20 protein-coding genes are annotated in these 22,541 nt (G+C 59.6%); 10 read left to right on the forward strand and 10 right to left on the reverse strand.

All coding sequences use genetic code 11. From position 1 onward, the window contains the following. Positions 1 to 22 precede the first annotated feature (22 nt). Both recQ and CLV74_RS04985 read right to left on the reverse strand, forming a co-directional pair. Positions 23 to 2,065 carry a DNA helicase RecQ gene (recQ, locus tag CLV74_RS04980; RefSeq protein WP_106263132.1) on the reverse strand — a complete coding sequence of 681 codons (2,043 nt, stop codon included), beginning with the start codon at positions 2,063 to 2,065 and terminating at the stop codon, positions 23 to 25. A gap of 82 nt (positions 2,066 to 2,147) precedes the next feature. Then, positions 2,148 to 2,435, reverse strand: a complete 288-nt coding sequence (locus CLV74_RS04985; RefSeq protein WP_106263133.1) for a YggT family protein — start codon at positions 2,433 to 2,435, stop codon at positions 2,148 to 2,150. Between the two features lie 146 nt (positions 2,436 to 2,581). On the opposite strand from CLV74_RS04985, the gene CLV74_RS04990 reads away from it, so the two are divergent. From CLV74_RS04990 to CLV74_RS05015, 6 genes are all read left to right on the forward strand, one after another. Continuing rightward, positions 2,582 to 3,124 (forward strand): acyl-CoA thioesterase, encoded by a 543-nt coding sequence (locus tag CLV74_RS04990; protein WP_106263134.1) that lies wholly within the window; start codon positions 2,582 to 2,584, stop codon positions 3,122 to 3,124. Positions 3,125 to 3,186: 62 nt separating this feature from the next. Next, positions 3,187 to 4,548 carry an MFS transporter gene (locus tag CLV74_RS04995; RefSeq protein WP_106263135.1) on the forward strand — a complete coding sequence of 454 codons (1,362 nt, stop codon included), beginning with the start codon at positions 3,187 to 3,189 and terminating at the stop codon, positions 4,546 to 4,548. A gap of 83 nt (positions 4,549 to 4,631) precedes the next feature. Continuing rightward, positions 4,632 to 5,468, forward strand: a complete 837-nt coding sequence (gene mepA / locus CLV74_RS05000) for a penicillin-insensitive murein endopeptidase (protein WP_425430970.1) — start codon at positions 4,632 to 4,634, stop codon at positions 5,466 to 5,468. Between the two features lie 112 nt (positions 5,469 to 5,580). Continuing rightward, positions 5,581 to 6,207: a queuosine precursor transporter gene (locus tag CLV74_RS05005; protein ID WP_106263137.1), complete on the forward strand. Its 627-nt coding sequence runs from the start codon at positions 5,581 to 5,583 to the stop codon at positions 6,205 to 6,207. Between the two features lie 302 nt (positions 6,208 to 6,509). After that, entirely contained in the window at positions 6,510 to 6,923 is a 414-nt protein-coding gene (arfB, locus tag CLV74_RS05010) for an alternative ribosome rescue aminoacyl-tRNA hydrolase ArfB (RefSeq protein ID WP_106263138.1), read from the forward strand. Positions 6,924 to 6,990: 67 nt separating this feature from the next. After that, positions 6,991 to 7,959 (forward strand): MrcB family domain-containing protein, encoded by a 969-nt coding sequence (locus CLV74_RS05015; protein ID WP_106263139.1) that lies wholly within the window; start codon positions 6,991 to 6,993, stop codon positions 7,957 to 7,959. Here CLV74_RS05015 and pncB read toward each other — a convergent pair. The 3 genes from pncB to pncA all read right to left on the reverse strand — a co-directional run bounded on the left by pncB (position 7,956) and on the right by pncA (position 12,261). Continuing rightward, the gene (gene pncB / locus CLV74_RS05020) at positions 7,956 to 9,245 is read right to left on the reverse strand and encodes a nicotinate phosphoribosyltransferase (protein WP_106263140.1); all 1,290 of its coding nucleotides are present in this window, start codon (positions 9,243 to 9,245) and stop codon (positions 7,956 to 7,958) included. The two genes, CLV74_RS05015 and pncB, sit on opposite strands and share 4 nt — an antisense overlap. A gap of 81 nt (positions 9,246 to 9,326) precedes the next feature. Continuing rightward, on the reverse strand, positions 9,327 to 11,585 hold the full coding sequence (locus CLV74_RS05025) for an ATP-binding protein (RefSeq protein WP_106263141.1): 2,259 nt from the start codon (positions 11,583 to 11,585) through the stop codon (positions 9,327 to 9,329). 67 nt (positions 11,586 to 11,652) lie between these two features. Continuing rightward, the gene (pncA, locus tag CLV74_RS05030; protein ID WP_106263142.1) at positions 11,653 to 12,261 is read right to left on the reverse strand and encodes a bifunctional nicotinamidase/pyrazinamidase; all 609 of its coding nucleotides are present in this window, start codon (positions 12,259 to 12,261) and stop codon (positions 11,653 to 11,655) included. 148 nt (positions 12,262 to 12,409) lie between these two features. On the opposite strand from pncA, the gene trhO reads away from it, so the two are divergent. Further along, on the forward strand, positions 12,410 to 13,327 hold the full coding sequence (trhO, locus tag CLV74_RS05035) for an oxygen-dependent tRNA uridine(34) hydroxylase TrhO (protein WP_106263143.1): 918 nt from the start codon (positions 12,410 to 12,412) through the stop codon (positions 13,325 to 13,327). 75 nt (positions 13,328 to 13,402) lie between these two features. Next, on the forward strand, positions 13,403 to 13,744 hold the full coding sequence (locus CLV74_RS05040) for a DMT family protein (protein ID WP_106263144.1): 342 nt from the start codon (positions 13,403 to 13,405) through the stop codon (positions 13,742 to 13,744). A 129-nt stretch (positions 13,745 to 13,873) separates the two neighbouring features. Here the strand turns inward: CLV74_RS05040 and CLV74_RS05045 are convergent, their stop codons facing one another. The 3 genes from CLV74_RS05045 to CLV74_RS05055 all read right to left on the reverse strand — a co-directional run bounded on the left by CLV74_RS05045 (position 13,874) and on the right by CLV74_RS05055 (position 16,559). Further along, the gene (locus CLV74_RS05045; RefSeq protein ID WP_106263145.1) at positions 13,874 to 14,074 is read right to left on the reverse strand and encodes a CsbD family protein; all 201 of its coding nucleotides are present in this window, start codon (positions 14,072 to 14,074) and stop codon (positions 13,874 to 13,876) included. Between the two features lie 91 nt (positions 14,075 to 14,165). Beyond that, positions 14,166 to 14,717 (reverse strand): prolyl hydroxylase family protein, encoded by a 552-nt coding sequence (locus CLV74_RS05050; protein WP_106263146.1) that lies wholly within the window; start codon positions 14,715 to 14,717, stop codon positions 14,166 to 14,168. Between the two features lie 183 nt (positions 14,718 to 14,900). Beyond that, on the reverse strand, positions 14,901 to 16,559 hold the full coding sequence (locus tag CLV74_RS05055) for an NAD+ synthase (protein ID WP_106263147.1): 1,659 nt from the start codon (positions 16,557 to 16,559) through the stop codon (positions 14,901 to 14,903). A gap of 167 nt (positions 16,560 to 16,726) precedes the next feature. Here CLV74_RS05055 and CLV74_RS05060 point away from each other — a divergent pair, with 167 nt between their 5' ends. Further along, positions 16,727 to 18,331 (forward strand): MORN repeat-containing protein, encoded by a 1,605-nt coding sequence (locus CLV74_RS05060; RefSeq protein WP_106263148.1) that lies wholly within the window; start codon positions 16,727 to 16,729, stop codon positions 18,329 to 18,331. Here the strand turns inward: CLV74_RS05060 and CLV74_RS05065 are convergent, their stop codons facing one another. Together CLV74_RS05065 and CLV74_RS05070 are read right to left on the reverse strand one after the other, a co-directional pair. After that, positions 18,332 to 19,864 (reverse strand): cryptochrome/photolyase family protein, encoded by a 1,533-nt coding sequence (locus tag CLV74_RS05065; protein ID WP_281260642.1) that lies wholly within the window; start codon positions 19,862 to 19,864, stop codon positions 18,332 to 18,334. Next, entirely contained in the window at positions 19,861 to 20,526 is a 666-nt protein-coding gene (locus CLV74_RS05070; RefSeq protein WP_106263149.1) for an SDR family NAD(P)-dependent oxidoreductase, read from the reverse strand. The genes CLV74_RS05065 and CLV74_RS05070 overlap by 4 nt, the downstream gene beginning before the upstream one ends. 345 nt (positions 20,527 to 20,871) lie before the next feature. On the opposite strand from CLV74_RS05070, the gene CLV74_RS05075 reads away from it, so the two are divergent. Then, positions 20,872 to 22,434 (forward strand): 2-isopropylmalate synthase, encoded by a 1,563-nt coding sequence (locus CLV74_RS05075; protein ID WP_106263150.1) that lies wholly within the window; start codon positions 20,872 to 20,874, stop codon positions 22,432 to 22,434. Positions 22,435 to 22,541 lie beyond the last annotated feature (107 nt).

Here is a 22,541-nt window from a genome sequence, read left to right on the forward strand (position 1 = left end):
CCTTGGTCTTGCGCTTGGGTACCTAGCCCGCCTCCCGCAGGACGTCCAGAAACGCTTCGGCAAATCGTTCGGCGCGGCGGTCGCCAAGCAGGCGCTGCATCGTGCGCGGATCGTTGGGGCGCAACTCGGCCAGTTTGGCGATCTGCGCGCTTGTACAGCTGAGCGGTTTGTCCAGCCCATCCGGTCCGCGCAGCAGCTCGGCCTGCGCCTCCATCAACTGATCGTAAAGACTGGCAGCAGCGCGACCCGCGATTTTCCGGCGCGACGGGTGCATGGCCTGCGTTTCCGCCCCCGTGATCACCTGCAAGAAATCATCACCGTAGCGTTCCAGCTTTTTCGCGCCCACACCGCTGATCCGCGCCATCGCATCCAAAGTCGCAGGGCGGGTCTCGGCCATCTCGATCAGGGTCTTGTCGTTGAAGACCATATAGGCGGGCATTCCGGCGGTTTCGGCCAATGCACGGCGCTTGGCCTTTAGGGCCGAAAGCAGGGGCATATCCTCTTCAGACACCATCATCTTGATGGCGGGACGACGCGACGAGACAGATATTGTGTCTTTGCGCAGTGTGATCGACTGTTCGCCCTTCAGGATCGGGATCGCCGGATCGGTCATCCGCAGAGCCCCGTGGCGTTCGGGATCAGGGCGCACCAAGTCGTGCCCCATCATCTGGCGGAACACAGCCTGCCAGCCGCGCCGGTCAAATTCACGGCCCACGCCAAAGGTGGGCAGACCGTCATGGCCACGTTCGCGCACTTTGTCGGTGAGATTGCCGGTCAGGATATCAATCAGGTGGCCGCTGCCGAAATATTCGCCCGTGCGCAGGATCGCAGACAGGGCCTTGCGCACGGCCTCGGTCCCATCAAACGTCTCGGGCGGCTGATCGCAGAGATCACAGTTGCCACATGGCGCGGCCTCTTCGCCGAAATAGGTCAGTAGGGTCCGGCGGCGGCATTGCACAGCCTCGGCCAACCCAAGCAGCGCGTTCAGGCGGGCATGGTCGGCAAAGCGGCGTTCGGGCGGGGCAAGACCTTCGTCAATCTGGTTGCGACGCAAGCGGATGTCGTCGGCACCGAACAGGGTCAAAGTCTCAGCCGGGGCGCCGTCGCGGCCTGCGCGACCGATTTCCTGATAATAGGCCTCAATAGATTTGGGCAGGTCCGCATGGGCCACCCAGCGGATATCCGGTTTGTCGATGCCCATGCCGAAGGCCACGGTCGCGACCACGATCAACCCGTCTTCCTGTTGGAAACGGCGTTCTACGTCACGGCGGTCATCCGCCTCCATCCCGCCGTGATAATGGCAAGCGATGTGGCCGTCATCGCGCAGGGCCTTGGCGATGTCTTCGGTCTTTGCCCGCGTGCCGCAATAAACGATTCCCGAACGGCCCCGACGCGCTGCGGCATAAGACAGGATTTGGCGGCGCGGGCCGTCTTTGGCAGCAAAGGCCAGATGGATATTCGGACGATCAAAGCCGCGCAGAAAGCTGGTCGGAGCCTCACCGTCAAACAGCTTTTCCACGATTTCTGCGCGGGTTTCGGCATCAGCCGTGGCCGTGAAGGCCGCCAGAGGCACATTAAGCGCCCGCCGCAGCGCCCCGATCCGCAGATAATCGGGCCGGAAATCATGGCCCCATTGGCTGACGCAGTGCGCCTCATCCACAGCGATCAGGCGGACGCCGGTGTTACGCAACAGCCGTTCTGTCCCCATCGAGGCCAAGCGCTCTGGCGCCATATACAGCAGCTTTAACGCCCCATCGTGCAGGGAGCGAAGCACTGCATCGTTTTCTTCCTGAGAATTGCCGCTGGTCAACGCACCTGCGGCCACCCCTGCCTCGGTCAAGGCGCGGACCTGATCGCGCATCAGGGCAATCAGGGGCGAGATGACCACAGTCACCCCGTCCCGCACCAAAGCGGGCAGCTGATAACACAGGGATTTGCCCCCACCAGTGGGCATGATCGCCAGAACATTGGCGCCGTCGGTGACGGCGTCCACGATCTCTTGCTGGCCGGGGCGAAAGGCGTCGAATCCGAACACCTCACGCAGCAGGTGCTGTGCGGGTTTCATTGTCTGTATGGGTCATTCTGCTCGAGTGAGCGTGAATGTCCCATACTAAGAATTGGTAAACAAGACCCCGAAGGGCCTATATTTAGAGGAACAGCGCGATGTTGTTCTGCAGGATGATCCGGATCGCGATCAGGATCAGGAAGGCCACCAGCGGCGCAAGGTCCAGACCACCGGTTGCGGGCAGGAACTGGCGGATGCGGCCATAGATCGGCTCAAGAATGCGGTTCAAGCCGTCCCAGATCTGGCGCACCAGCGGCTGATAAGGGTTCAGCACCTGGAAATTGATCAGCCAGCTCATGATGATGTGGGCAATCATGATGAACCACACCACGTCGAGGATCAGCATGAGAATCTGGTAAAGCGAAGTCATCGGCACGTCCTGTTCTTTTCTGTCGCCCAAAGAGGTAAGAGCCCAATTGCGAAAGGGCAAGAGCAGGCAAGTGACGCAAGGTCCGTCTTTTCTCTGCTGCGGCGCGGCGTCATGGTCTTGAGATATTCATGCCAAAGGGATTTTCCATGTATCCATTCATTCGCATGGCCGCCTCTGTTTTCAAGCACCGCAAGGGTGGCGAATTCGCCATGACAGACACGCTGGAAAGCCAGCACATCTGCTGGCCGTGGGATCTGGACATGTGGATGGAGCTGAACAACGGACGCTCGCTCACGCTGTATGATCTGGGGCGGGTGCCTTTGGCGATGCGCACGGGTCTTGGCAAGACGCTGATGGATCGCAAATGGCTGATGACCATGGCGGGAGTTACCGTGCGCTGGCGGCGCCGGGTGCGGATGTTCGACCGCGTCACCATGAAATCCCGCGCCCTGTGTTGGGACGACAAGTTCTTTTACATTGAGCAATCCATGTGGCTGAAGAACGGCGAATGCGCCAGCCATGTGTTGTACCGCGTGGCCGTGACCGACAAGAACGGCATCGTCCGCCCGCCCCGCGTGGCCGAGGCGATGGGGATCACGGACCCCAGCCCGACGCCGCCCGATTGGGTGCAAGCGTGGACTACCGCTGAAAACCTGCGCCCGTGGCCGCCGATGCAAGACGCGGGCTGATTACTCTTGCCTTGACCCTGCGAAAACTGTTCTTTCGGGTTAGACTACCGAGGAATGTCCGCATGGAACGAGTTCAAGGCAACAGCGCAAAGCGTATCTGGGGCTGGTATTTTTTTGATTGGGCGAGTCAGCCTTACAACACGCTTCTTCTGACCTTCATCTTTGCACCTTACATCAAAGAGGTGATCGGGGACGGCGCGAAGGCTCAGTCCCTGTGGGGTTTGACCGTGGGGATCGGCGGCATTCTGATTGCGATGTTCTCGCCCATTCTGGGGGCGATTGCGGACACATCGGGCCAGCGGATGCGGTTCATCTGGCTGTTCTCGGGGATGTATGTGATCGGCTCGGCGGGCCTGTGGCTGGCGGCGCCTGAGGCGATGAACCTTGGGCTGGTGCTACCGCTGTTTGTCATCGGCCTTGTGGGGATGGAGTTCGCGACGACCTTCACCAACGCGATGCTTCCCGATCTGGCCCCGCGCGAGAAGATTGGCCGCATGTCCGGCAACGGATGGGCCTTTGGCTATGTGGGCGGTCTTTTGGCGTTGGCGATCATGCTGGTGCTGCTGGCGGATAACGCGACCACGGGCAAAACTTTTGTGGGTCTGGACCCGATCCTTGGGCTGGATGCCAGCCAGCGTGAAGGCACTCGCGCCGTCGGGCCGCTAACCGCGATCTGGTATATCGTCTTCATGATCCCGTTCTTCCTGTTCGTGCGCGATCCGAAAGGGGCCAAGGTCTCGGCCGGCGCGGTGCGTCATGCCCTGTCCGATCTGGCGCGCACTGTGCGGCAGTTGCCTCAGCACAAGGGTCTGTTTGCCTATCTGACCTCTTCGATGATCTACCGTGACGGTCTGAACGGCATGTATGCGTTTGGCGGCGTCTATGCGGCGGGCGTTCTGGGTTGGGGCGTGCAGGACACCGGCGTCTTTGGCCTGATCGCCATCATCTCGGGCGCGCTGTTTGCATGGCTTGGCGGCATGGCCGATGAATGGCGCGGTCCCCGCCCTGTGATCATCGCCAGCATTCTGGCCCTACTGGTCGCGGCGATCATGTGTGTGCTGGTCACGCCGACCTATGTGCTTGGCTTCGCGGTGCCTGAGGGATCAAAGCTGCCCGATATGACCTTCTACCTGATCGGCGCGATCATCGGCGCAGCAGGCGGCACGTTGCAGGCATCAAGCCGGACAATGCTGGTTCACCAAGCCAACCCCGAACGCATGACCGAGGCCTTTGGCCTTTATGCCCTAGCCGGTAAGGCAACCAGCTTTATTGCGCCATTTTCCATCGGTTTGGTGACGCATCTTAGCGGCAGTCAGCAAATTGGGGTTACGCCTCTGATTGTCCTTTTTGCTGTCGGGCTGTTCCTGCTACGCTTTGTTCCAAAGAACGGAGACAACACCGCATGGGCAGAAAATACGCACTGATCGCACTGGGGTTGTTGCTGGCCGCCTGCGGCAGCCCGCCAACCCCTTCGCAGACCTCGCTAGCAACCTCTACCGGCCGCGCCATGGCCTTTGGCGCGCCTGCGGCGGGCGTTGATATTCAGGCCGTCGCCAAGAATGTCTTTGGCGCGGAGAAACATGCTTCACCTCATCCCAGCGCATCTTTCGGGTCTTACGCCAAAGGCTGCGTTTCCGGTGCCGAGCAACTGCCCGAGACCGGCCCCACATGGCAGGCCATGCGCCTGTCGCGAAACCGGAACTGGGGCCATCCGGTAATGATCGACTACCTCAAGGACCTGAGCCAGAAGGCCGCGCGCCTGCAAGGTTGGAATGGGATTTACGTGGGCGATATCTCCCAGCCCCGCGGCGGGCCGATGCTGACCGGTCACGCCAGTCACCAGATGGGACTGGATGCGGATATCTGGATGCTACCCACAACGCGCCTGAACCTGAGCGCTGCCGAACGGGAAAGCATCTCTTCCATCTCGCTGCGGCGTTCTGCGGGTGCGTATACCAACGACAGTTGGACGCCCCAGCATCATGAACTGCTGAAGGCGGCAGCCTCGGACCCCCGCGTGGCGCGAATTTTCGTTTTCCCCGGCGCCAAGGTGAAGATGTGCAATGATGAAAAGGGCGACCGCAGCTGGCTACGCAAGATCCGGCCGTGGTACGGTCATCACTACCATTTCCACGTGCGCCTGACCTGTCCTGCGGGCGTTGCGGGCTGCGTCAACCAAGACCCGCCCCCCGCCGGAGACGGCTGTGACGACGCGCAGGCATGGGTGAACAACATCCTGAACCCGCCGCCGCCGGACCCCAATGCGCCCAAGCCCAAACCCAAGCGCGAGATCCGCATCGCGGACCTGCCGGGCCAGTGCGCGGCTATCCTCAGCCCACGCTGACCTAACGAACAGCTTGCTTATAAGGGGCGACTCCCCTTATGAGCCGTCCGTTCGCCGCCCCAAAAGCGGCGCGAGTTGCCGTCACCTTCGACAAAAAACGGACTGAAAAGCTATGACCCGAATTCTACCTGGCGTGATTGCCATGGCTGCTGTTGTGGTGGCCTCGAATGTTCTTGTGCAGTTTTTGCTGCTGGACGGACTGCTGACGTGGGGGGCCTTTACTTACCCGATCGCCTTCCTTGTCACCGATCTGATGAACCGCTTTTACGGCGCTGCTGCGGCCCGCCGTGTGGTGCTGGCGGGGTTCGTGACAGGGGTTGCGTGCTCGCTCATTGGCAGTCAAATTATGCTAGAGTTCGGACCCGCCGTACCGCTACGGATCGGGGTGGCCTCTGGCGTCGCATTCCTGACCGCGCAGTTGCTGGACGTGGCGATTTTTGACCGTCTGCGGCAGGGAACTTGGTGGAAAGCGCCGCTGGCCTCGACGTTGGTCGGCTCTATCATTGATACTGCCCTCTTTTTCAGCATCGCTTTCTCTGCTAAAATCAGCTTCGGAGAAAATGCTGATGCATCAACGGCTTGGGCGCTGGACCCGATGCCGTTTATGACCGCAGGGCCTGAGATGCCCCTGTGGATCACCCTTGCTTTTGCCGATTGGGGGGTCAAAATCGCCGTCGCTTTGATCGCTTTGATACCCTTTCGGGTAGCTACGCGAAACGTGACGATAAAAAGCGTCTAATTTCTTTTGACATGTCCAGAAACTGTGCCACCATCAACATAGAGAGCAACATGTTGAAAGGAGGTGGTCCAGTGTCAAGAAAGGTATTGGAGCGAGGTGTCGGGACAATCAGGAGGGACACCGCCTGAGGCAGCCCTTAGGCGCTGAACACTCTTGGTTGGCGCAGCCCTAACCGGCCCGCCTCCTGCAACTTTCGGAAGGGTCACCAAGCTCGCGGTGGCCCTTTTTCATTGCCGATTTGCCACGTCTGGCCCACGTATGGCAAACGTATGGCAAACGTACTGACGTGAGAGGGTCCCCAGTTGCTGAGGGTTAACGATAAAATCACCATTCAGGACTGGGAACTGACCGAGCAATTCACCCGCAGCTCCGGCCCCGGCGGGCAGAATGTGAACAAGGTCTCGACCGCGGTGGAACTGCGCTTTGAGGCCGAGCGCAGCCCGTCCCTGCCCGATCCGGTAAAACGGCGCCTGAAGAAGCTGGCAGGCCGACGCTGGACGCTGGACGGGGCGCTGATCCTACGGGTGGAAGACACCCGCAGTCAGGCCCGCAACCGCGACATCGCCCGCGAACGGCTGGTGGACCTGATCCTGAAAGCCACAGAAGTCCCCAAACGCCGCATCGCCACCAAACCCACCAAAGGATCGGTCCGGCGGCGTCTGGAGGCGAAGAAGCAGCGTGGGGAGGTTAAGGCTCTGAGGGGGAAGGTGGAGTAAGACAAGGTTGCAATTCTATCAAAGAGATAATCTATTACATTAACCACGAAAAAGAGAGTTGGTTAATATGCTTTCGGAAATGCTCTCAAGAATTGCCTCAGAATATGGTGAGGAGAGGAAAAAACCTTTCACAGGCAGCGAATTCGCAAACTTCATAACCCATGATTTGGCGACTGAGGCAAAGAAGCAAATTTCGCTTTGGCCGTTTGATTTGCGCCTGAAATCGTCAGCAGGAAATTCACAATGGGCAGCGGTTCCCTGGCTAGCATTCTTCGACCCATTGATAACGACGAGTGCACAGCACGGCTTCTACGTCGTTTATTTGATAAACCCATACTCAAAGAAGATTTTCTTGTCCTTCAACCAAGGAACAACGGCCATCTACAATGAGTACAAAGAAAAGAGGGGCCGAGAGGTTCTGAAAAACAGGGCCTTAGAGATAAGAGCCCGTCTTCCAGAATATACCAGAATGTTCAGTGAGCATCCCATCGAGCTCGGTTCAGATACTCGTTTGCCGGCTGGATATACAGCAGGACATGCATTTGGACGATCCTATGACGCCTACGGCGTAGGCGACGTGCAGCTACTGGATGACCTCAGAAATATGCTAGATGCATATCAGCTGCTGATTTCCAGAGGTGGGACTACGCCATCTGAAGTCCTGGCCGAAGAAGCTGAAACCACCGATATAATCGAAGCCCGCAGATATTCAGTCTCTCGTAGAATTGAGCGCGCACCCGGCGTACGAGGTAAAGTTCTACGCCTACGTGGTGATACTTGCGAAGGCTGCGGCATGAAGCCGAAGGCAGATTATCGGTATCGCGGACCTTTGGACAACACTCCATTGGATGTGCATCATGCGAGACCAATTAAGGAACTCAAAGAAGGTGAAGAAAAGCGCTATAGGATCCCAGAGGACTTTTTAGTTCTATGCCCAAATTGCCACCGAATGATCCATAAGCAAGATGATCCATCTGACTTGGAGCGATTGAAGCGGCAGATCTCTTTTAAATTCTCTAGAGAAGTCCTGTATTAAACCACAACCTCCATCCGTTCCTGCTCTCCAACCCCGAACACGCGCTTATAGCGCTCGATTTCGGCCGATGGGCCCATCGCTTTTTCGGGGTTGTCCGACAGTTTCACCGTGGGGCGGCCGTTCGCGCTGACCGCTTTGCAGACCAGTGAGAAGGGGGCGAGGGCGTCGTCTTCGGCCAGCCCCCGGAAATCATTGGTCAACAGGGTGCCCCAGCCAAAGCTGACCCGCACGCGGCCTGCGAATTGGGCGGCGAGGCTTTCGATCTGCGCCACGTCCAGACCGTCCGAGAAGATCACCAGTTTCTGGGTCGGGTCCTCGCCCCGATCTTTCCACCATTGGATGGCGGTTTCGGCCCCTGCCGCCGGATCGCCGCTATCAATCCGGATGCCGGTCCAGCCCGCCAGCCAATCGGGGGCGCGTTTCAGAAAGCCCTCGGTCCCGTAGGTGTCGGGCAGGATGATGCGCAGGTTGCCGTCATGCTCTTCGTGCCAGTCGGCCAGCACCTGATAGGGGGCCTTGGCCAGCGCGGCGTCATTTTCCGCCAGCGCGGCGTAGACCATGGGCAATTCGTGGGCGTTGGTGCCGATGGCCTCGACCTCTCGGCGCATGGCGATGAGGCAGTTGGAGGTGCCGATAAAGCGATCCCCCAGCCCCTCTTGCATGGCCTGTACGCACCAGTCCTGCCAGAGGAAGGAATGGCGGCGGCGGGTGCCGAAGTCCGCGATCTTGAGGTTCGGGACGCGGCGCAGGTGTTCCACCTTTTCCCAGAGTTTGGTCATGGCGCGGGCGTAGAGGACTTGCAGTTCGAACCGGCCCATGCGGTTTAGGACGGCGCGGCCGCGCAGCTCCATCAGCACGGCGAGGGCGGGGATTTCCCAGAGCATGACCTCGGGCCATGAGCCTTCGAAGGTCAGCTCGTACTGGCCGTCGATCTTTTCGAGGTGGTAGGGGGGCAGGCGCAGGTTCTCGAACCATTCCATGAAATCGGGGCGGAACATCTGGCGCTTGCCGTAAAAGGTGTTGCCGCGCAACCAGGTGGATTCCCCGCGCGACAGGGACAGGCTGCGGATGTGGTCCAGTTGTTCGCGCAGCTCGCCCTCGTCGATCAGGTCGGCAAGGCGGACCTTTTTGGAGCGGTTGATGAGGCTGAACTCGACCCGCGTGTCGGGGCTGTTGCGGAACACCGACTGGCACATGAGCAGCTTGTAGAAGTCCGTGTCGATCAGGGACCGGACGATCGGATCAATCTGCCACTTGTGGTTATAGACGCGGGTTGCAATGTCCATGGAAGGCCCCTTGTTGCGCTAACACCTGTCCGGTTTAGGGCATAAGCGGCGGAGCCTCAAAGGAATTGTCTGTGGGCTTTCTCAGAGGGCCTTGTTCAGCGGCGGGCGGTTTTCAAGGATATCCGAGAGGCGGCGCAGCAGGTCTACCTTGCGCACGGGTTTGGACAGGAAGTCGTCCATACCGGCCTCGATGCAGATGTCGCGGTCATCTTGCAGGGCGTTTGCCGTGAGGGCGATGATGTAGGGCTGCGGGATCGAGAGCTTGCGGATGCGGCGGGTCGCGTCCATGCCGTCCATTCGGGGCATGGACATGTCCATCAGCACGACCTCAGGACGCAGGGTTTCGGCCATCTCATGGGCTTGCACGCCGTCTTCGGCGAAATGCAGGTCCAGACCGTGACCAGAGAGGAATTTCTCGACCAGAATGCGGTTGGTCTTGTTGTCTTCGGCGACCAGAACACGGCGTCCCTTCAGGGCGGGATAGGACGCAAGGGGTTTGATTGGTGCCGAAGCCGCAGGTGCTGCGGTTGAGGCGACCAGTGTCGGGCGGCGCACCGCGCAAGGCAGCGGCAGGAAAAGCGAGAAGCAAGAGCCTTCGCCTTCGCTAGAGACAACAGTCAGATCGCCGCCCATCTGGTTCGCCAACTGGCGCGAGATCGCAAGCCCCAGACCGGTACCACCAAAGCGGCGGGTCGTGCTATCGTCGGCCTGTTGGTAATAACCGAAAATGCTTCTCATCGCGTCGGGCGAGATGCCGATGCCGCTGTCCGAAACATCGACGGCCAGACGGCAGGTCTGGGCCATCTTGATCGCCTGAACCGAAACGGTGACGCCGCCTTTTTCCGTAAACTTGATCGCGTTATCGACGACGTTGGTCAGAATTTGGCGGATGCGGCCCTCATCACCCATGACCATGGGCGGGTTCTCGGTCACTTCGAAATTCAGACGCAGGCCCTTGGCTTCGGCGCGGGGGCGCAGGGTTGCCTCAAGCTTGGTGAAGAATTCAGGCAGATCGAAGACGACAGGTTCGATTCCCAGCTTGCCTGCCTCAAGTTTCGACAGGTCCAGAATGTCGTTCACGATCCGCAGCAGGGACTGGGCCGAATCTTGCAGGCTGGTGACACAGACGCGGGCGCTGTCGGTCAGTTCCTCTTCGGCCAGAATATCCGCCATGCCGATGATACCGTTCATGGGGGTACGGATTTCGTGGCTCATGGTCGCAAGGAAACGGCTCTTGTCCTTTTCGCTTTGCTCGGCGTCGCGCTTGGCGCGGGTCAATTCGTCCTGACGGGCTTTGGAGTGGGTGATGTTCCGTTCCACCGCAATGGCCATCATCGGGCCGCCGCCTTGGGCGGGGATCGGGACCAGATTGGTCTCCATCCAGACTTGCTGGCCGGATTTGGTGTAGTTCAGGATTTCGGTGCGGACAGGGCGGCCCTCTTCGATGGCTTCGCGCAGGCGCATCACCGTCTCGGACGAGGTGAGCGGCCCGTGCAGCACGTCGGCGGGTTCACGGCCGACGACCTCATCGGCGGTATAGCCGGAGGTGCGCTCAAAGGCGTGGTTCACCCAGATGATCTTGCCGCTTGCATCAAACATCAGGACGTTGTCGTTGGCATGTTCAGCCACAGCTGCCAGTCGACGAAGATGCGTCTCTTTGGCTTTGATATCGGTATAGGCCCGGGAGAGGTTGGCGTTCATACGCCGCCACGCGGCAGCATCGCGACTTTGGCGTTGAAAGCTGGCGTTGGCAAAGTTGATCAGCCGGTACGAGATGTAGCCGACGACCACCGCCGAAACTGTCAATTCAAGCGCCAGATCGTTGTTCTTTGAGTTCACCCACAGGATCACCAAATAGACCGCGCCCGCAAGACTGTAGCCGACCACGCGGATCAGCCCTGCGATCCGGTTGAGATGCATCACCATGCCCGCGTTCGTCACCGTCGCCAGCAGGAAAATCAGCACGAAGAAATCCAGCGGTCCAGTACTGCTGACCACGCCAGCGATGACAAAGAAAGCGGCGACGCTGGCCGACTGGATGGCCGCCGTAAAATAGGACATGCGCAATTCGCGCGAGAGCTTACCCCCCATTGCCATACGCTGACCGGCGTTACGCAGATAGAGGTAGTCCAGCCATTCACCCACAGCGGTGATGAACAGCACCCAAGCAACCATGTGCAGGCTGGCTTCGTGAAACACGATAAAGGCGCTGACGGCGACAAAGATCAGCCGCAGGTGCAATTCGCCACAGCGGTTTTTCACATAGGAATCAAACAGAGCACGGGGCGAGCTAACCCGTGTAGGCAGTTCCTGATCGCTTTTGAGGGCATTCCCCTGCATATCGTCCGCGTTCCCAACGTTGGAAACAACAAGGCACTTATTTACACAAGCATGCCCATTCCAACGTTCAGCGGCACACCCGAACTTTACTTAACTCTAGCTGGAGCAACGACTTATTCAAAGACTGATTTAGGTCAATTGCACGGCACAAACGGGTATCTACGGTTACATCGTAGCCAAGCCGTGCTGCATCCAACGCGGAATATGCGACGCAAAAATCGGTCGCAAGTCCGGTTAACGTGACCGAGTTGACGTTAAGTTCACTTAGGGCACCGTGCAGGCCGGTGGGGGTTTCGCGGTCGTTTTCAAAAAAGGCGCTGTAGCTGTCCACGGTGCGGCGAAAGCCTTTGCGGATGATCAGGTCCGCCGCGTCTGTGTTCAGGTCTTTGTGGAACGCGGCGCCGCTTGATCCAATGACGCAATGGTCGGGCCAAAGCACCTGTTCGCCGTAAGGCATTTGGGTAAGGGCGAAGGGTTCCAGCCCTTCGTGCTGGCTGGCAAACGACAGGTGATCGGCAGGGTGCCAGTCCTGCGTAAAGACCCGCACATCAAAGTCATCAAGGATGGCGTTGATGCCCGGCACGATGGCGTCGCCGTCCGGCACGGCAAGGGCTCCGCCGGGGCAGAAATCGTTCTGGACGTCGATGACAAGCAGGGCAGAGCGGGTGGCGGACATGGGGGTCTCCGGACTGGTTAAGAGGGGCGCGATTGCCGGCGATCTGGGGCTGTGTAAAAGGTGAGGCCAGTTTTCACCATAAATATAAGGGACGAGCGGTCAATCTTGAGGCTTGATCGCAGCAAATCATGGGCGTAGATCGCAGCCCATGTATCATATTGCTGCACTCTACCACTTTACCCGTTTCGACGATCCTGCCGCCATTCAGGGGCCCCTTAAGGCTGTCTGTGAGGCGGGCGACGTGCGCGGCAGCCTGCTGCTGGCCCGCGAAGGGATCAATGGCACCATCGCTGGCCCGCGCGCTGGCATTGATGCGGTGATCGCCCATATTCGCGCTCTGCCCGGTTGTGCGGGTCTGGAGTGGAAAGAGGCGACGGCCGAGAAGGCGCCCTTTCCCCGCATGAAGGTGCGGCTGAAGAAAGAGATCGTCACGATGGGCCAGCCCGATGTGGACCCCACCGCCCATGTAGGCAACTACGTGGAGCCCGAGGACTGGAACGATCTGATCCGCAGCCCCGATGTGGTCACCATCGACACCCGTAATGATTACGAAGTGGCGATCGGCACCTTTGAAGGTGCGGTCGACCCGCTGACCAAATCCTTCCGCGAATTCCCCCAGTGGTGGGAAGACAACAAAGAGCGATTCCACAACAAGCGCGTCGCCATGTTCTGCACCGGCGGGATTCGCTGCGAGAAATCGACGAACTTCCTGCTGGGTCAGGGTGTGCCCGAAGTTTACCACCTGAAGGGCGGTATCCTGCGCTATCTGGAAGAGATGCCCGCCGAGGACAGCACATGGCAGGGCGAATGCTTTGTGTTCGACGGTCGTGTGTCCGTGGGTCATGGCCTGCAGGAAGGCCCCCATGAGCTATGCCACGCCTGCCGTCGTCCCATCCTGCCCGAAGACATGGACCGTCCCGAGTATGAGGCCGGTGTGAGTTGCCATCAGTGCGTGGACGAGACCTCGGACTCGGATAAGGCCCGCTTCCGCGAGCGTCAGAAGCAGATGCAACTGGCCCGCGCCCGCGGCGAGACCCATCTGGGCACCCTGCCGCTGGACGAGTAAGCCCGAGGCGCGATAAAGCAAACGAGACGCGGCGTATTTGCGCCGCGTTTTGCATTTTCAAGGACTGAGCGACCGATGACCTATGCGCTGCCTGTGCTGCTGCTGATTGCCTCGAACGTGTTTATGACAGCGGCGTGGTACGGGCATCTGAAATACCCTCATGCGCCGCTGCTGATCGTGATCTTTGCCAGCTGGGGCATTGCCCTGATCGAGTATTTTCTGGCGGTGCCCGCCAACCGGATCGGCCATGCCGTTTATTCCACCGCGCAGTTGAAGACCATTCAGGAGGTGATCTCTCTGGCGGTCTTCGCGGGGTTCTCGGTGCTGTTTTTGAAAGAGAGCCTGACGCTGAACCATTTGATCGGGTTTTCCCTGATCGGGCTGGGGGCGTTTGTGATTTTTAAAGGTCCGTTCTAGGCGGCTACCCGCCGGGGGCGCTGCCCCCGGACCCCCGAGGTATTTGTGCCAAGATGAAGGGGGCGCGGTGCTGGAGCATGCGAAAAGGCGCACCGTTTCGGGGTGCGCCTTGGGTCTTGAGGGAAAGGATTAGACCTTTTCATTGAAGAAGCTGTTTGCCTCTTCTTCGGCCTTTTCCTTGCCCCAGCCGTATTTCTCTTGCAGCTTGCCGACCAGCTTGTCGCGCTTGCCCGAAATCTCGGTCATATCGTCGTCAGTGAGCTTGCCCCACTGTTCTTTGGCGCCGCCTTTAAGCTGTTCCCATTTGCCTTCGATAATATCCCAGTTCATGTCAAATCTCCTTGTTTTATTGCGTTCTGGTCTTCGCAAGGAGAACGGCTGAGTGGGGAAAAGGTTCCTTTGGGATGCAGATTTTATAGGCTTAGCGGAAGGGCGTTCCGTGGCACCAGATCGTCAAGCTTTGACGGGTGCCGGAGGTAACGGGGCTGACGCGGTGCATCATGAAGCTGGGGAAGAAGGTAGCCGTTCCGCGCGGGAGCGGGGCTGCGAGGGTATCGCGGCCAGTCATGACCTCAAGCGTGCCACCAGCGTAATCTGACGGTTCAGACAGTTGGACGACCATGGTGAGTTTGCGACGTTCGGCCAGACGGCCTTCGCCGATATCCGAGTGCCAATCAAAGTGGCCGCCCGCGCTGGCGTGATAGGTGGCGACCTGTGCGCTTTCGGCGAATTCGGTGACATCAAAATCGAAGATGTCGCGGTTGGCGACGCGCACCAGATCAATGATGCGGTCCATAACCCATTCCGTGTCCGGTTGTTCATCAAGCCAGACCAGCTGCGCGCGGCGGTAATTGTGGTCCTTTTGCTGGCGGACCAGTTTTGCGTCACGGGGGGTGGCTGTGTTGGCGACTTCGACAATGCGGTCGCATTCAGAGGGGCTGAACGCCTCTGGAACGGTGTAGACAGTGATCATGGGGTGTGACCCGATAGAAATGCTTCAGGAAGGGGTCCGGATAGGGCGCGCCTTGGGGCACGTCTGATCTGTTTGCGACACGAGAGGCGGTTTGCGACAGGTTTCGACCCGTCGCATTCGCACGTTTTCGGCATGATGCAATGATGCCACGCTGCCCGTTGTAGCTGGGCAGCGTGTATGCGCCTAGCGCCCCGTGCGGAAGCGGTTCACGATGGGGTAGCGGCGGTCCATCCAGAAGGCGCAGTTGGTCAGGCGGGTGCCGGGGGCGGCCTGGTAGCGCTTCCATTCGTTGATGTGCAGCAGGTGTTCGGCGCGGACCACATCGGCGCGGTCAAAGCCTGCGGCCACCAGATCATCGACCGACTGTTCGTTGTCCACCAGACCCGTCAGGATCGCGTCCAGCACGTCATAGGGGGGCAGGCTGTCTTCGTCTTTTTGATCAGGACGCAGTTCGGCGCTAGGCGGTTTGGTGATAATGCGGGTCGGGCAGACCTCACCTTCTGGGCCCTGCATCCAATCGCGGTGATGGGTGTTGCGCCAGCGGCAGGTTTCGAACACGCGGGATTTATAGAGATCCTTGATCGGGTTATAGCCGCCGTTCATGTCCCCGTAGATCGTGCAGTAGCCCGTGGCCATTTCCGATTTGTTGCCGGTGGTCAGCAGCATTTCCCCGAATTTGTTCGACAGAGCCATCAGGATGGTGCCGCGGATACGGGACTGGATGTTTTCCTCGGTCACGTCCTCGGCCATGCCTTCGAACATGGGGGCCAGCGATGCAGTGAAGGCGTCGCGGGCGGGAGTGATCGGGACGGTGTGGTATTTGACACCGAGGTTCTCGGCGATCTCTTTGGCGTCCTCAAGTGAATGCTGGGAGGTGTATTCCGAGGGCAGCATGATGCAGCGCACGTTGTCCGCGCCCAGCGCATCGACAGCGACCATCGCCACAAGAGCGGAATCGATGCCGCCCGAGAGGCCCAGCAGCACCTTTTTGAAGCCGGATTTGTGGATGTAATCGCGCAAGGTAACAACCATCGCGTGATAGTCCTGCTCCCATGCGTCGGGGTGATCGGACAGGGGCTGGGGCTCGGCCGCCCAGCCATCATCGGTGCGGGTCATGGTGACGTGGGCGATGGCCTCTTCGAAGACCGGCATCAGGACCGCCAGTTTGCCGCCACGGTTCAGCACAAAGCTGCCGCCGTCAAAGGCCTGATCATCCTGACCGCCGACCATGTTCACATATACCAGCGGCATGTCGTTCTCGATCACGCGCGAGACCATATGCGCGACGCGGGTGTCGTATTTATCGCGGCGGTAGGGAGAGCCGTTGGGCACCACAAGGAACTCGGCGCCGGTTTCGGCCAGCGTCTCGGCCACGTCCTCATACCATGCGTCTTCGCAGATGGGGCTGCCGATGCGGACGCCGTTCAGCACGTAGGGGCCGTTCAGATCGCCACTGTCGAAGGTGCGCATCTCGTCGAAGACGTTGTAGTTGGGCAGGTGGTGCTTGTGCAGTTGGGCGTGAATCTTGCCGCCGAAGAGTATGAAATAGCCGTTGTGCAGGTTGTCCCCGTACATCACCGGTGCACCGATCCCCAAAGCAGGGCCATCGGCGGTTTCAAGAGCCAGTTTCTGAAGCTGCTCCATGCAGGCGATCTGCAGCGCGGGCTTGGTCACCAGATCCTGAGGGTTGTAGCCCAAGAGGAACATCTCGGGGCAGACGACGTAATCGGTGCCTGCGGCGCGGCCCTCTTGCCATGCGGCAAGGGCCTTGGCAGCGTTTCCGGCAAGGTCCCCCATTACGGGGTTCAACTGGGCCAGCGTCAGGCGGAAGGTATCGGGCATGTCAGCATCCCTGTCCTTGTTTCGTCGCGTCTTGGACACAACGCTTTAACAGAAAGCACGCGAAGGAAAAGAGATAGGGCAAAATCCGTTGCCCCTCTGGGGGGTGTCATCTAGGGTCTGCTATGGGATAGGGCTGAACGACCCCACAGTTGTTTGGAGGGCATTGTATGCATCACATCAAGGTATTGTGCGGAACCGTTGCGATTGTCGCGGCGCTGGGTTCACAGTTGTCGGCGCAGGACGCGGGCGAAGTGATCACCAAACAATACGATGACGGTGGCATCTATGAGGGCACCTTTAAGGATGGTCTCCAGCATGGCACCGGCACGTATCGCCTGCCGAACGGCTTTGAATATTCAGGCCAGTGGATTGACGGCGAAATCCGTGGCAACGGCACCGCACGCTTTCCCAACGGCTCGGTCTATGAGGGCGAGTTTACGAAGGGCAAGCCCGACGGCATCGGCAAGATCACCTTTGCCGATGGCGGCACCTACGAAGGCGAATGGCAGGACGGCCAGATCACCGGACAGGGTGTTGCGGATTATGCGACCGGCGTACGCTATGAGGGCGGCTTCAAGAACGCGATGCACCACGGTCAGGGCCGCATGGAAAGCCCCGGCGGCTATGTCTATGAGGGCGGCTGGGTCAATGGCGTCAAAGAGGGCAAGGGCACCATCACTTACCCCGATGGCGCGGTCTATGACGGCGAAATCAAGGACAACACCCGCGCCGGTCTTGGCACGCTGACGATGCCCGACGGGCTGGTCTATCAAGGCACATGGGCGAACGGGCAGATCAACGGCAGCGGCACGCTGAAGCTGGCCAATGGTGATGTCTATGAGGGCGAACTGGTTGACGGTCGCCGCGAAGGCGCGGGCCGTGTGACCTATGCCAACGGCGACACCTATGACGGGCAGTTCCTGAACGATCTGCGTCATGGCACCGGCACCTTCAAAGGCGCTGATGGGTATATCTACGAAGGCAGTTGGAAAGACGGCGAGATTCAGGGCTCGGGCAAGATGACCTACCCTGACGGCTCGGTCTACACCGGCGAGGTGGTCAAGGGCCTGCCCGAAGGCAAAGGTGATATCGTCTACCCCGATGGCAACCGCTACAGCGGCCAATGGCTGGCTGGCGTGATCGAAGGCGACGGCAAGATCGCCTACACCAACGGTCTGGTCTATGAGGGCGGCTTCAAGAACGCCCGCAACCACGGGATCGGCAAGCTGACCATGCCTGACGGCTATATCTACGAAGGCGAATGGCTGGATGGCGAGCGTCAGGGTCAGGGCAAGGCCACCTATGCGGACGGCACCATATATGAAGGCATGTTCGACAAGGGTCTGCGTCAGGGTCAGGGCAAAATCACCATGGCCGACGGCTTTGTCTATGAAGGCCAGTGGGTCAACGGCGAGATCAACGGCCAAGGTGTGGCCACCTATGCCAACGGCGATGTCTATCAGGGCCAGTTCATTCAGGGCAAACGTCAGGGCTTTGGTGTGATGAAATACGCCAGCGGCCAAGAGACCGAGGGCAAGTGGGACAACGGCGCACTGGTTGCAGACACAAATGATCCGCTGTCCGTCAGCACCACCATCCGCGCTCCCGTCACAGGTGAAAGTGCTGCAGCAGAAGCAGGCGGCGAAGCTGCGCCCTCGGATGCTGCGGCCCCTGAAGCCACAGATGCTGCGGCTCCGGCGAAAACTCCGGAGGAGGCTCCTGCCGAGGCCACCGAAACACCAGCCGAGCCAGAGACCCCCGCAGCCCAGTAATCAGATCACCGCGCCCTGATCCATCCGACGCAAGAGGCTGTCTGCCTCTTGCAGGACGGTGGCGCGGTGGTCTTCGTCCATCCGGTCCCATGTGTGGTACATATTCCCCATGCGCGGGTTCTTTGCGAACCGGTCCCGATGACGATCCAGAAAATGCCAATACAGCAGATTGAACGGGCAGGCACCCTGCCCCGTTTTCTGGCTGACCTTGTAGTGGCAGGTTTTGCAGTGATCGGACATGCGATTGATGTAACTACCTGAACTCACATAGGGTTTTGAGCCCAAGAGCCCGCCATCGGCAAACTGGCTCATGCCGATGGTATTGGGTGCCTCGACCCATTCATAGGCATCGGCGTAAACCGCCAGATACCATTCATGCACCTGCGCCGGATCAACCCCCGCCAATAGAGCAAAGTTGCCGGTGATCATGAGGCGCTGGATGTGATGGGCGTAGGCCTCGTCCTGCGTGGATTTCACGGCACAAGCCACACAGTTCATCCGCGTTTCCGCCCCCCAGTAGAAGGCGGGCAGGTTACGGCCATGCTCCAGCATATTGCTGGACATGTAATCGGGCCCTTGGAGGAAATAGATCCCCCGCACGTATTCGCGCCAGCCGATGATCTGGCGGATGAACCCTTCGACCGCATTTATCGGCGCTCGGCCCGCTTTGTATTCCGCTTCGGCAGCCTGACAGACCTCTAACGGGTTCAAGAGACCTGCGTTGATGTAAGGCGACAGGATCGAATGATAGAGCCACCTTTCACCCGTCAACATGGCATCCTGATAATCGCCAAACTTTGGCAAGGCGTTGATCATGAAATCCGCCATCGCTTCCAGCGCCTGATCGCGGGTGGAGGCAAAGAAGAACCCGTCCAGTGATCCGAAATGGTCCCCGAACCGGTCCGCCACCAGATCCAGAACCTCTTGCACGGTCTCATCGGGATCAAACCGCAGCGGACCTTTGTGGGTCACCTCATCGGGCGCGGGCTTGCGGTTATCGTGGTCAAAGTTCCACTTGCCCTCAGCAGGGTCATCCCCGTCCATCAAAAGGCCGGTCTTGCGGCGCATTTCGCGGTAGAAATACTCCATCCGCAAGGATTTGCGCCCCTCGGCCCAATCGGCAAACGCCGCGTGCGAGGCCAGAAAACGGTCATCGTTGAACATACAAACGCTGACGGGACAGTTCTCTAGCGCCTCGATCAGGCGGAATTCCCCCGGCTCGGTCGCCAAGACCTCATGGGCGTCGAATTCCTTGGCCCGCCGCATGAGTTCGCCGCAGATGCTGTCGCTGCCGTCCTCATCAAGGCGGCGATAGGCCACCTGCCAGCCCTCTGCCTGCAAAGCCGCCGCAAACTTGCGCATGGCGGCAAAAAGAAACGCGATCTTCTTGGGGTGATGCTTCACATAAGTCGCCTCATCGGCCACCTCTGCCATAACCACAACATCTGTCTCTTTGTCCCCTTCGCGCAAGGCAGACATATCCATAGACAACTGATCCCCCAGAACCAGAATAAGACGACGCTTGCGGCTCACCACGGGATTTCCTTCATGGCATAGTCATAAAATCCGCCGGAATGGGTAGGCTCTAACGCCTCCAATACATCCAAAAGACGCCCTGCCGCCTCTGCAGGTGCCACCGCAGGATGCCGCCCCAAGTACTTACGCGTGAACTCTGTCGCCACGGTCCCCGGATGCAGCGCCACGCAAATCGCTCCTTTGTGGGTCCGCGCCATCTCGATCGACGCCCCGCGCACGATCTGGTTCAGCGCCGCCTTGGCCGCCCGATAACTGTGCCAGCCCCCAAGCCGGTTATCGCCGATACTGCCCACCCGCGCCGACAACACAGCCACCACAGCGCGCCCTTCTTTCGGCAACAGGCGCAAACTATGCCTCAACACCAGTGCAGGCCCGATGCAATTCACCGCAAACTGTTCCGCCATAGCCTTGGCACTCAACTGGGCCAAAGATTTCTCCGGCGCAGCGTCCGCCACCTCCAAGGCGCCAGTCGCGCAAACGATCAGATCGAAACTCCCCTCCAGCCGCCCCAAAACACCCGCTACCGAGGCCTCATCCGTCACATCCAGCCCATCCACAGACCGCGACACACCCACAACCTCAAACCCGCGGCCCGAAAGCTCGGCCACCAACGCGCGCCCGATTCCTCCCGATGCTCCGATCACCAGCGCACGCCCCATGCCGCTCTGCTCCTGCTTCTTCTTTATTGCAAAAATACTCACGGCGCTTCGCCCGCCACGGCAAAGCCCCCTTTCAACATGGGCACTTAGGGCCGGATCGGGCCCAAGCAACATTTCCCGCTTTTCATCCGCGTTTTGCCATGTATAGATGCGTCCCATGATGACTTTGGGACATAATGCGTTCAACGCCGTTGGTGGCCGTGCTCTTGCACAGGCCCTGTCCCTACTTCTCCTAACTCGCCTCTGAGCGTGCCCGATGGGCGCGTCCGCTCAGAGGAGTCATCTATCGCGCCCCTGTTTCCCAATGAACAGCCTTCGGGCCCCGGAGAATAAAGCGAGATTCCTATGACCACTGCGACCAACCGCGTCAAAATTTTCGACACCACCCTTCGTGACGGCGAGCAAAGCCCCGGCGCGACCATGACCCATGACGAAAAGCTCGAAATTGCCGAGTTGCTGGACCAGATGGGTGTCGACATCATCGAGGCAGGCTTCCCGATCGCCTCGGAAGGCGACTTCCGTGCCGTGTCCGAGATTGCCCAGCGCAGCCAGAACGCCAGCATCTGTGGCTTGGCCCGTGCGAACTTCAAAGACATCGACCGCTGCGCCGAGGCTGTGCGCCATGCCGCCAAGCCGCGTATTCACACCTTTATCGGCACCTCGCCCCTGCATCGCGCCATTCCGAACCTGACGCAGGACGAGATGGCCCAACGCATCCACGAGACCGTGACCCACGCCCGCAATCTGGTGGATGACGTGCAGTGGTCGCCCATGGACGCCACCCGCACCGAGTGGGATTACCTCTGCCGCGTGATCGAAATCGCGATCAAGGCCGGTGCCACCACCATCAACATCCCCGACACTGTTGGCTACACTGCCCCCCGTGAAAGCGCGGATCTGATCCGCCGCCTGATCGAGACCGTGCCCGGTGCGGATGATGTGATCTTTGCGACCCACTGCCACAACGACCTTGGCATGGCGACTGCCAACGCACTGGCCGCTGTCGAGGGCGGCGCCCGCCAGATCGAATGCACCATCAACGGTCTGGGCGAGCGTGCGGGCAACACCGCCTTGGAAGAAGTCGTGATGGCGCTGAAGGTGCGCAATGACATCATGCCCTACACCACCGGCATCGATACCACCAAGATCATGAACATCTCGCGCCGTGTGGCTTCGGCCTCGGGGTTCTCGGTTCAGTATAACAAGGCGATTGTGGGCAAGAACGCCTTTGCCCACGAGAGCGGCATCCACCAGGATGGCATGCTGAAGAACGCCGAGACCTTTGAGATCATGCGCCCTGCAGATGTGGGCCTTGCGGGTACCTCGCTGCCCTTGGGCAAGCACTCGGGCCGTGCGGCACTGCGCGCCAAGTTGAACGATCTTGGCTACGACGTGGCTGACAACGAGCTGATGGACATCTTTGTCCGCTTCAAGGAATTGGCCGACCGCAAGAAAGAGGTCTACGACGAGGATATCGTCGCGCTGGCCCAAGCGGGCGCGGCCCCTGAGAGCAACCGCCTGAAGGTGAAGTTCCTGCGCGTGATCTGCGGCACCGAAGCGCCCCAGTCTGCCGATCTGATCCTGACTGTGGATGGCGTGGACCAGCAGGTGACATCTCAGGGCGATGGCCCCGTGGATGCGACTTTCAACGCGGTGAAGGCTTTGTTCCCGCACGGTGCCCGTTTGCAGCTGTACCAAGTGCATGCCGTGACCGAAGGCACCGACGCGCAGGCCACCGTAACCGTGCGTCTGGAAGAAGACGGCCGCGTTGTGACCGGTCAGGCGGCGGATACCGACACGGTTGTCGCCTCGGCCAAGGCCTATGTGGGCGCGCTGAACCGCCTGATCGTCCGCCGCGAGAAATCCGGCAAGGACACCAAGGAAGTCAGCTACAAAGACACCGTCTGATCCTTATCGGGATTTGAGGATTGAAGGGGCTGCCTGTTGCGGGCGGCCCTTTTTTCTTTGGCGTTTGACTTGGTGGTTTGCGCCGTTCTGTGAGTATTTAGGCAATT

The organism is Donghicola tyrosinivorans (genome assembly GCF_003003355.1).
GTDB lineage: Bacteria > Pseudomonadota > Alphaproteobacteria > Rhodobacterales > Rhodobacteraceae > Donghicola > Donghicola tyrosinivorans.

What these genes read in the sequence shown, in the direction of transcription:
- recQ (WP_106263132.1), bottom strand. Translation starts at nt 2,065, where the DNA reads ATGAAACCCGCACAGCACCTGCTGCGTGAGGTGTTCGGATTCGACGCC.
- CLV74_RS04985 (WP_106263133.1), bottom strand. Translation starts at nt 2,435, where the DNA reads ATGACTTCGCTTTACCAGATTCTCATGCTGATCCTCGACGTGGTGTGG.
- CLV74_RS04990 (WP_106263134.1), top strand. Translation starts at nt 2,582, where the DNA reads ATGTATCCATTCATTCGCATGGCCGCCTCTGTTTTCAAGCACCGCAAG.
- CLV74_RS04995 (WP_106263135.1), top strand. Translation starts at nt 3,187, where the DNA reads ATGGAACGAGTTCAAGGCAACAGCGCAAAGCGTATCTGGGGCTGGTAT.
- mepA (WP_425430970.1), top strand. Translation starts at nt 4,632, where the DNA reads ATGGCCTTTGGCGCGCCTGCGGCGGGCGTTGATATTCAGGCCGTCGCC.
- CLV74_RS05005 (WP_106263137.1), top strand. Translation starts at nt 5,581, where the DNA reads ATGACCCGAATTCTACCTGGCGTGATTGCCATGGCTGCTGTTGTGGTG.
- CLV74_RS05015 (WP_106263139.1), top strand. Translation starts at nt 6,991, where the DNA reads ATGCTTTCGGAAATGCTCTCAAGAATTGCCTCAGAATATGGTGAGGAG.
- pncB (WP_106263140.1), bottom strand. Translation starts at nt 9,245, where the DNA reads ATGGACATTGCAACCCGCGTCTATAACCACAAGTGGCAGATTGATCCG.
- CLV74_RS05025 (WP_106263141.1), bottom strand. Translation starts at nt 11,585, where the DNA reads ATGCAGGGGAATGCCCTCAAAAGCGATCAGGAACTGCCTACACGGGTT.
- pncA (WP_106263142.1), bottom strand. Translation starts at nt 12,261, where the DNA reads ATGTCCGCCACCCGCTCTGCCCTGCTTGTCATCGACGTCCAGAACGAT.
- trhO (WP_106263143.1), top strand. Translation starts at nt 12,410, where the DNA reads ATGTATCATATTGCTGCACTCTACCACTTTACCCGTTTCGACGATCCT.
- CLV74_RS05040 (WP_106263144.1), top strand. Translation starts at nt 13,403, where the DNA reads ATGACCTATGCGCTGCCTGTGCTGCTGCTGATTGCCTCGAACGTGTTT.
- CLV74_RS05045 (WP_106263145.1), bottom strand. Translation starts at nt 14,074, where the DNA reads ATGAACTGGGATATTATCGAAGGCAAATGGGAACAGCTTAAAGGCGGC.
- CLV74_RS05050 (WP_106263146.1), bottom strand. Translation starts at nt 14,717, where the DNA reads ATGATCACTGTCTACACCGTTCCAGAGGCGTTCAGCCCCTCTGAATGC.
- CLV74_RS05055 (WP_106263147.1), bottom strand. Translation starts at nt 16,559, where the DNA reads ATGCCCGATACCTTCCGCCTGACGCTGGCCCAGTTGAACCCCGTAATG.
- CLV74_RS05060 (WP_106263148.1), top strand. Translation starts at nt 16,727, where the DNA reads ATGCATCACATCAAGGTATTGTGCGGAACCGTTGCGATTGTCGCGGCG.
- CLV74_RS05070 (WP_106263149.1), bottom strand. Translation starts at nt 20,526, where the DNA reads ATGGGGCGTGCGCTGGTGATCGGAGCATCGGGAGGAATCGGGCGCGCG.
- CLV74_RS05075 (WP_106263150.1), top strand. Translation starts at nt 20,872, where the DNA reads ATGACCACTGCGACCAACCGCGTCAAAATTTTCGACACCACCCTTCGT.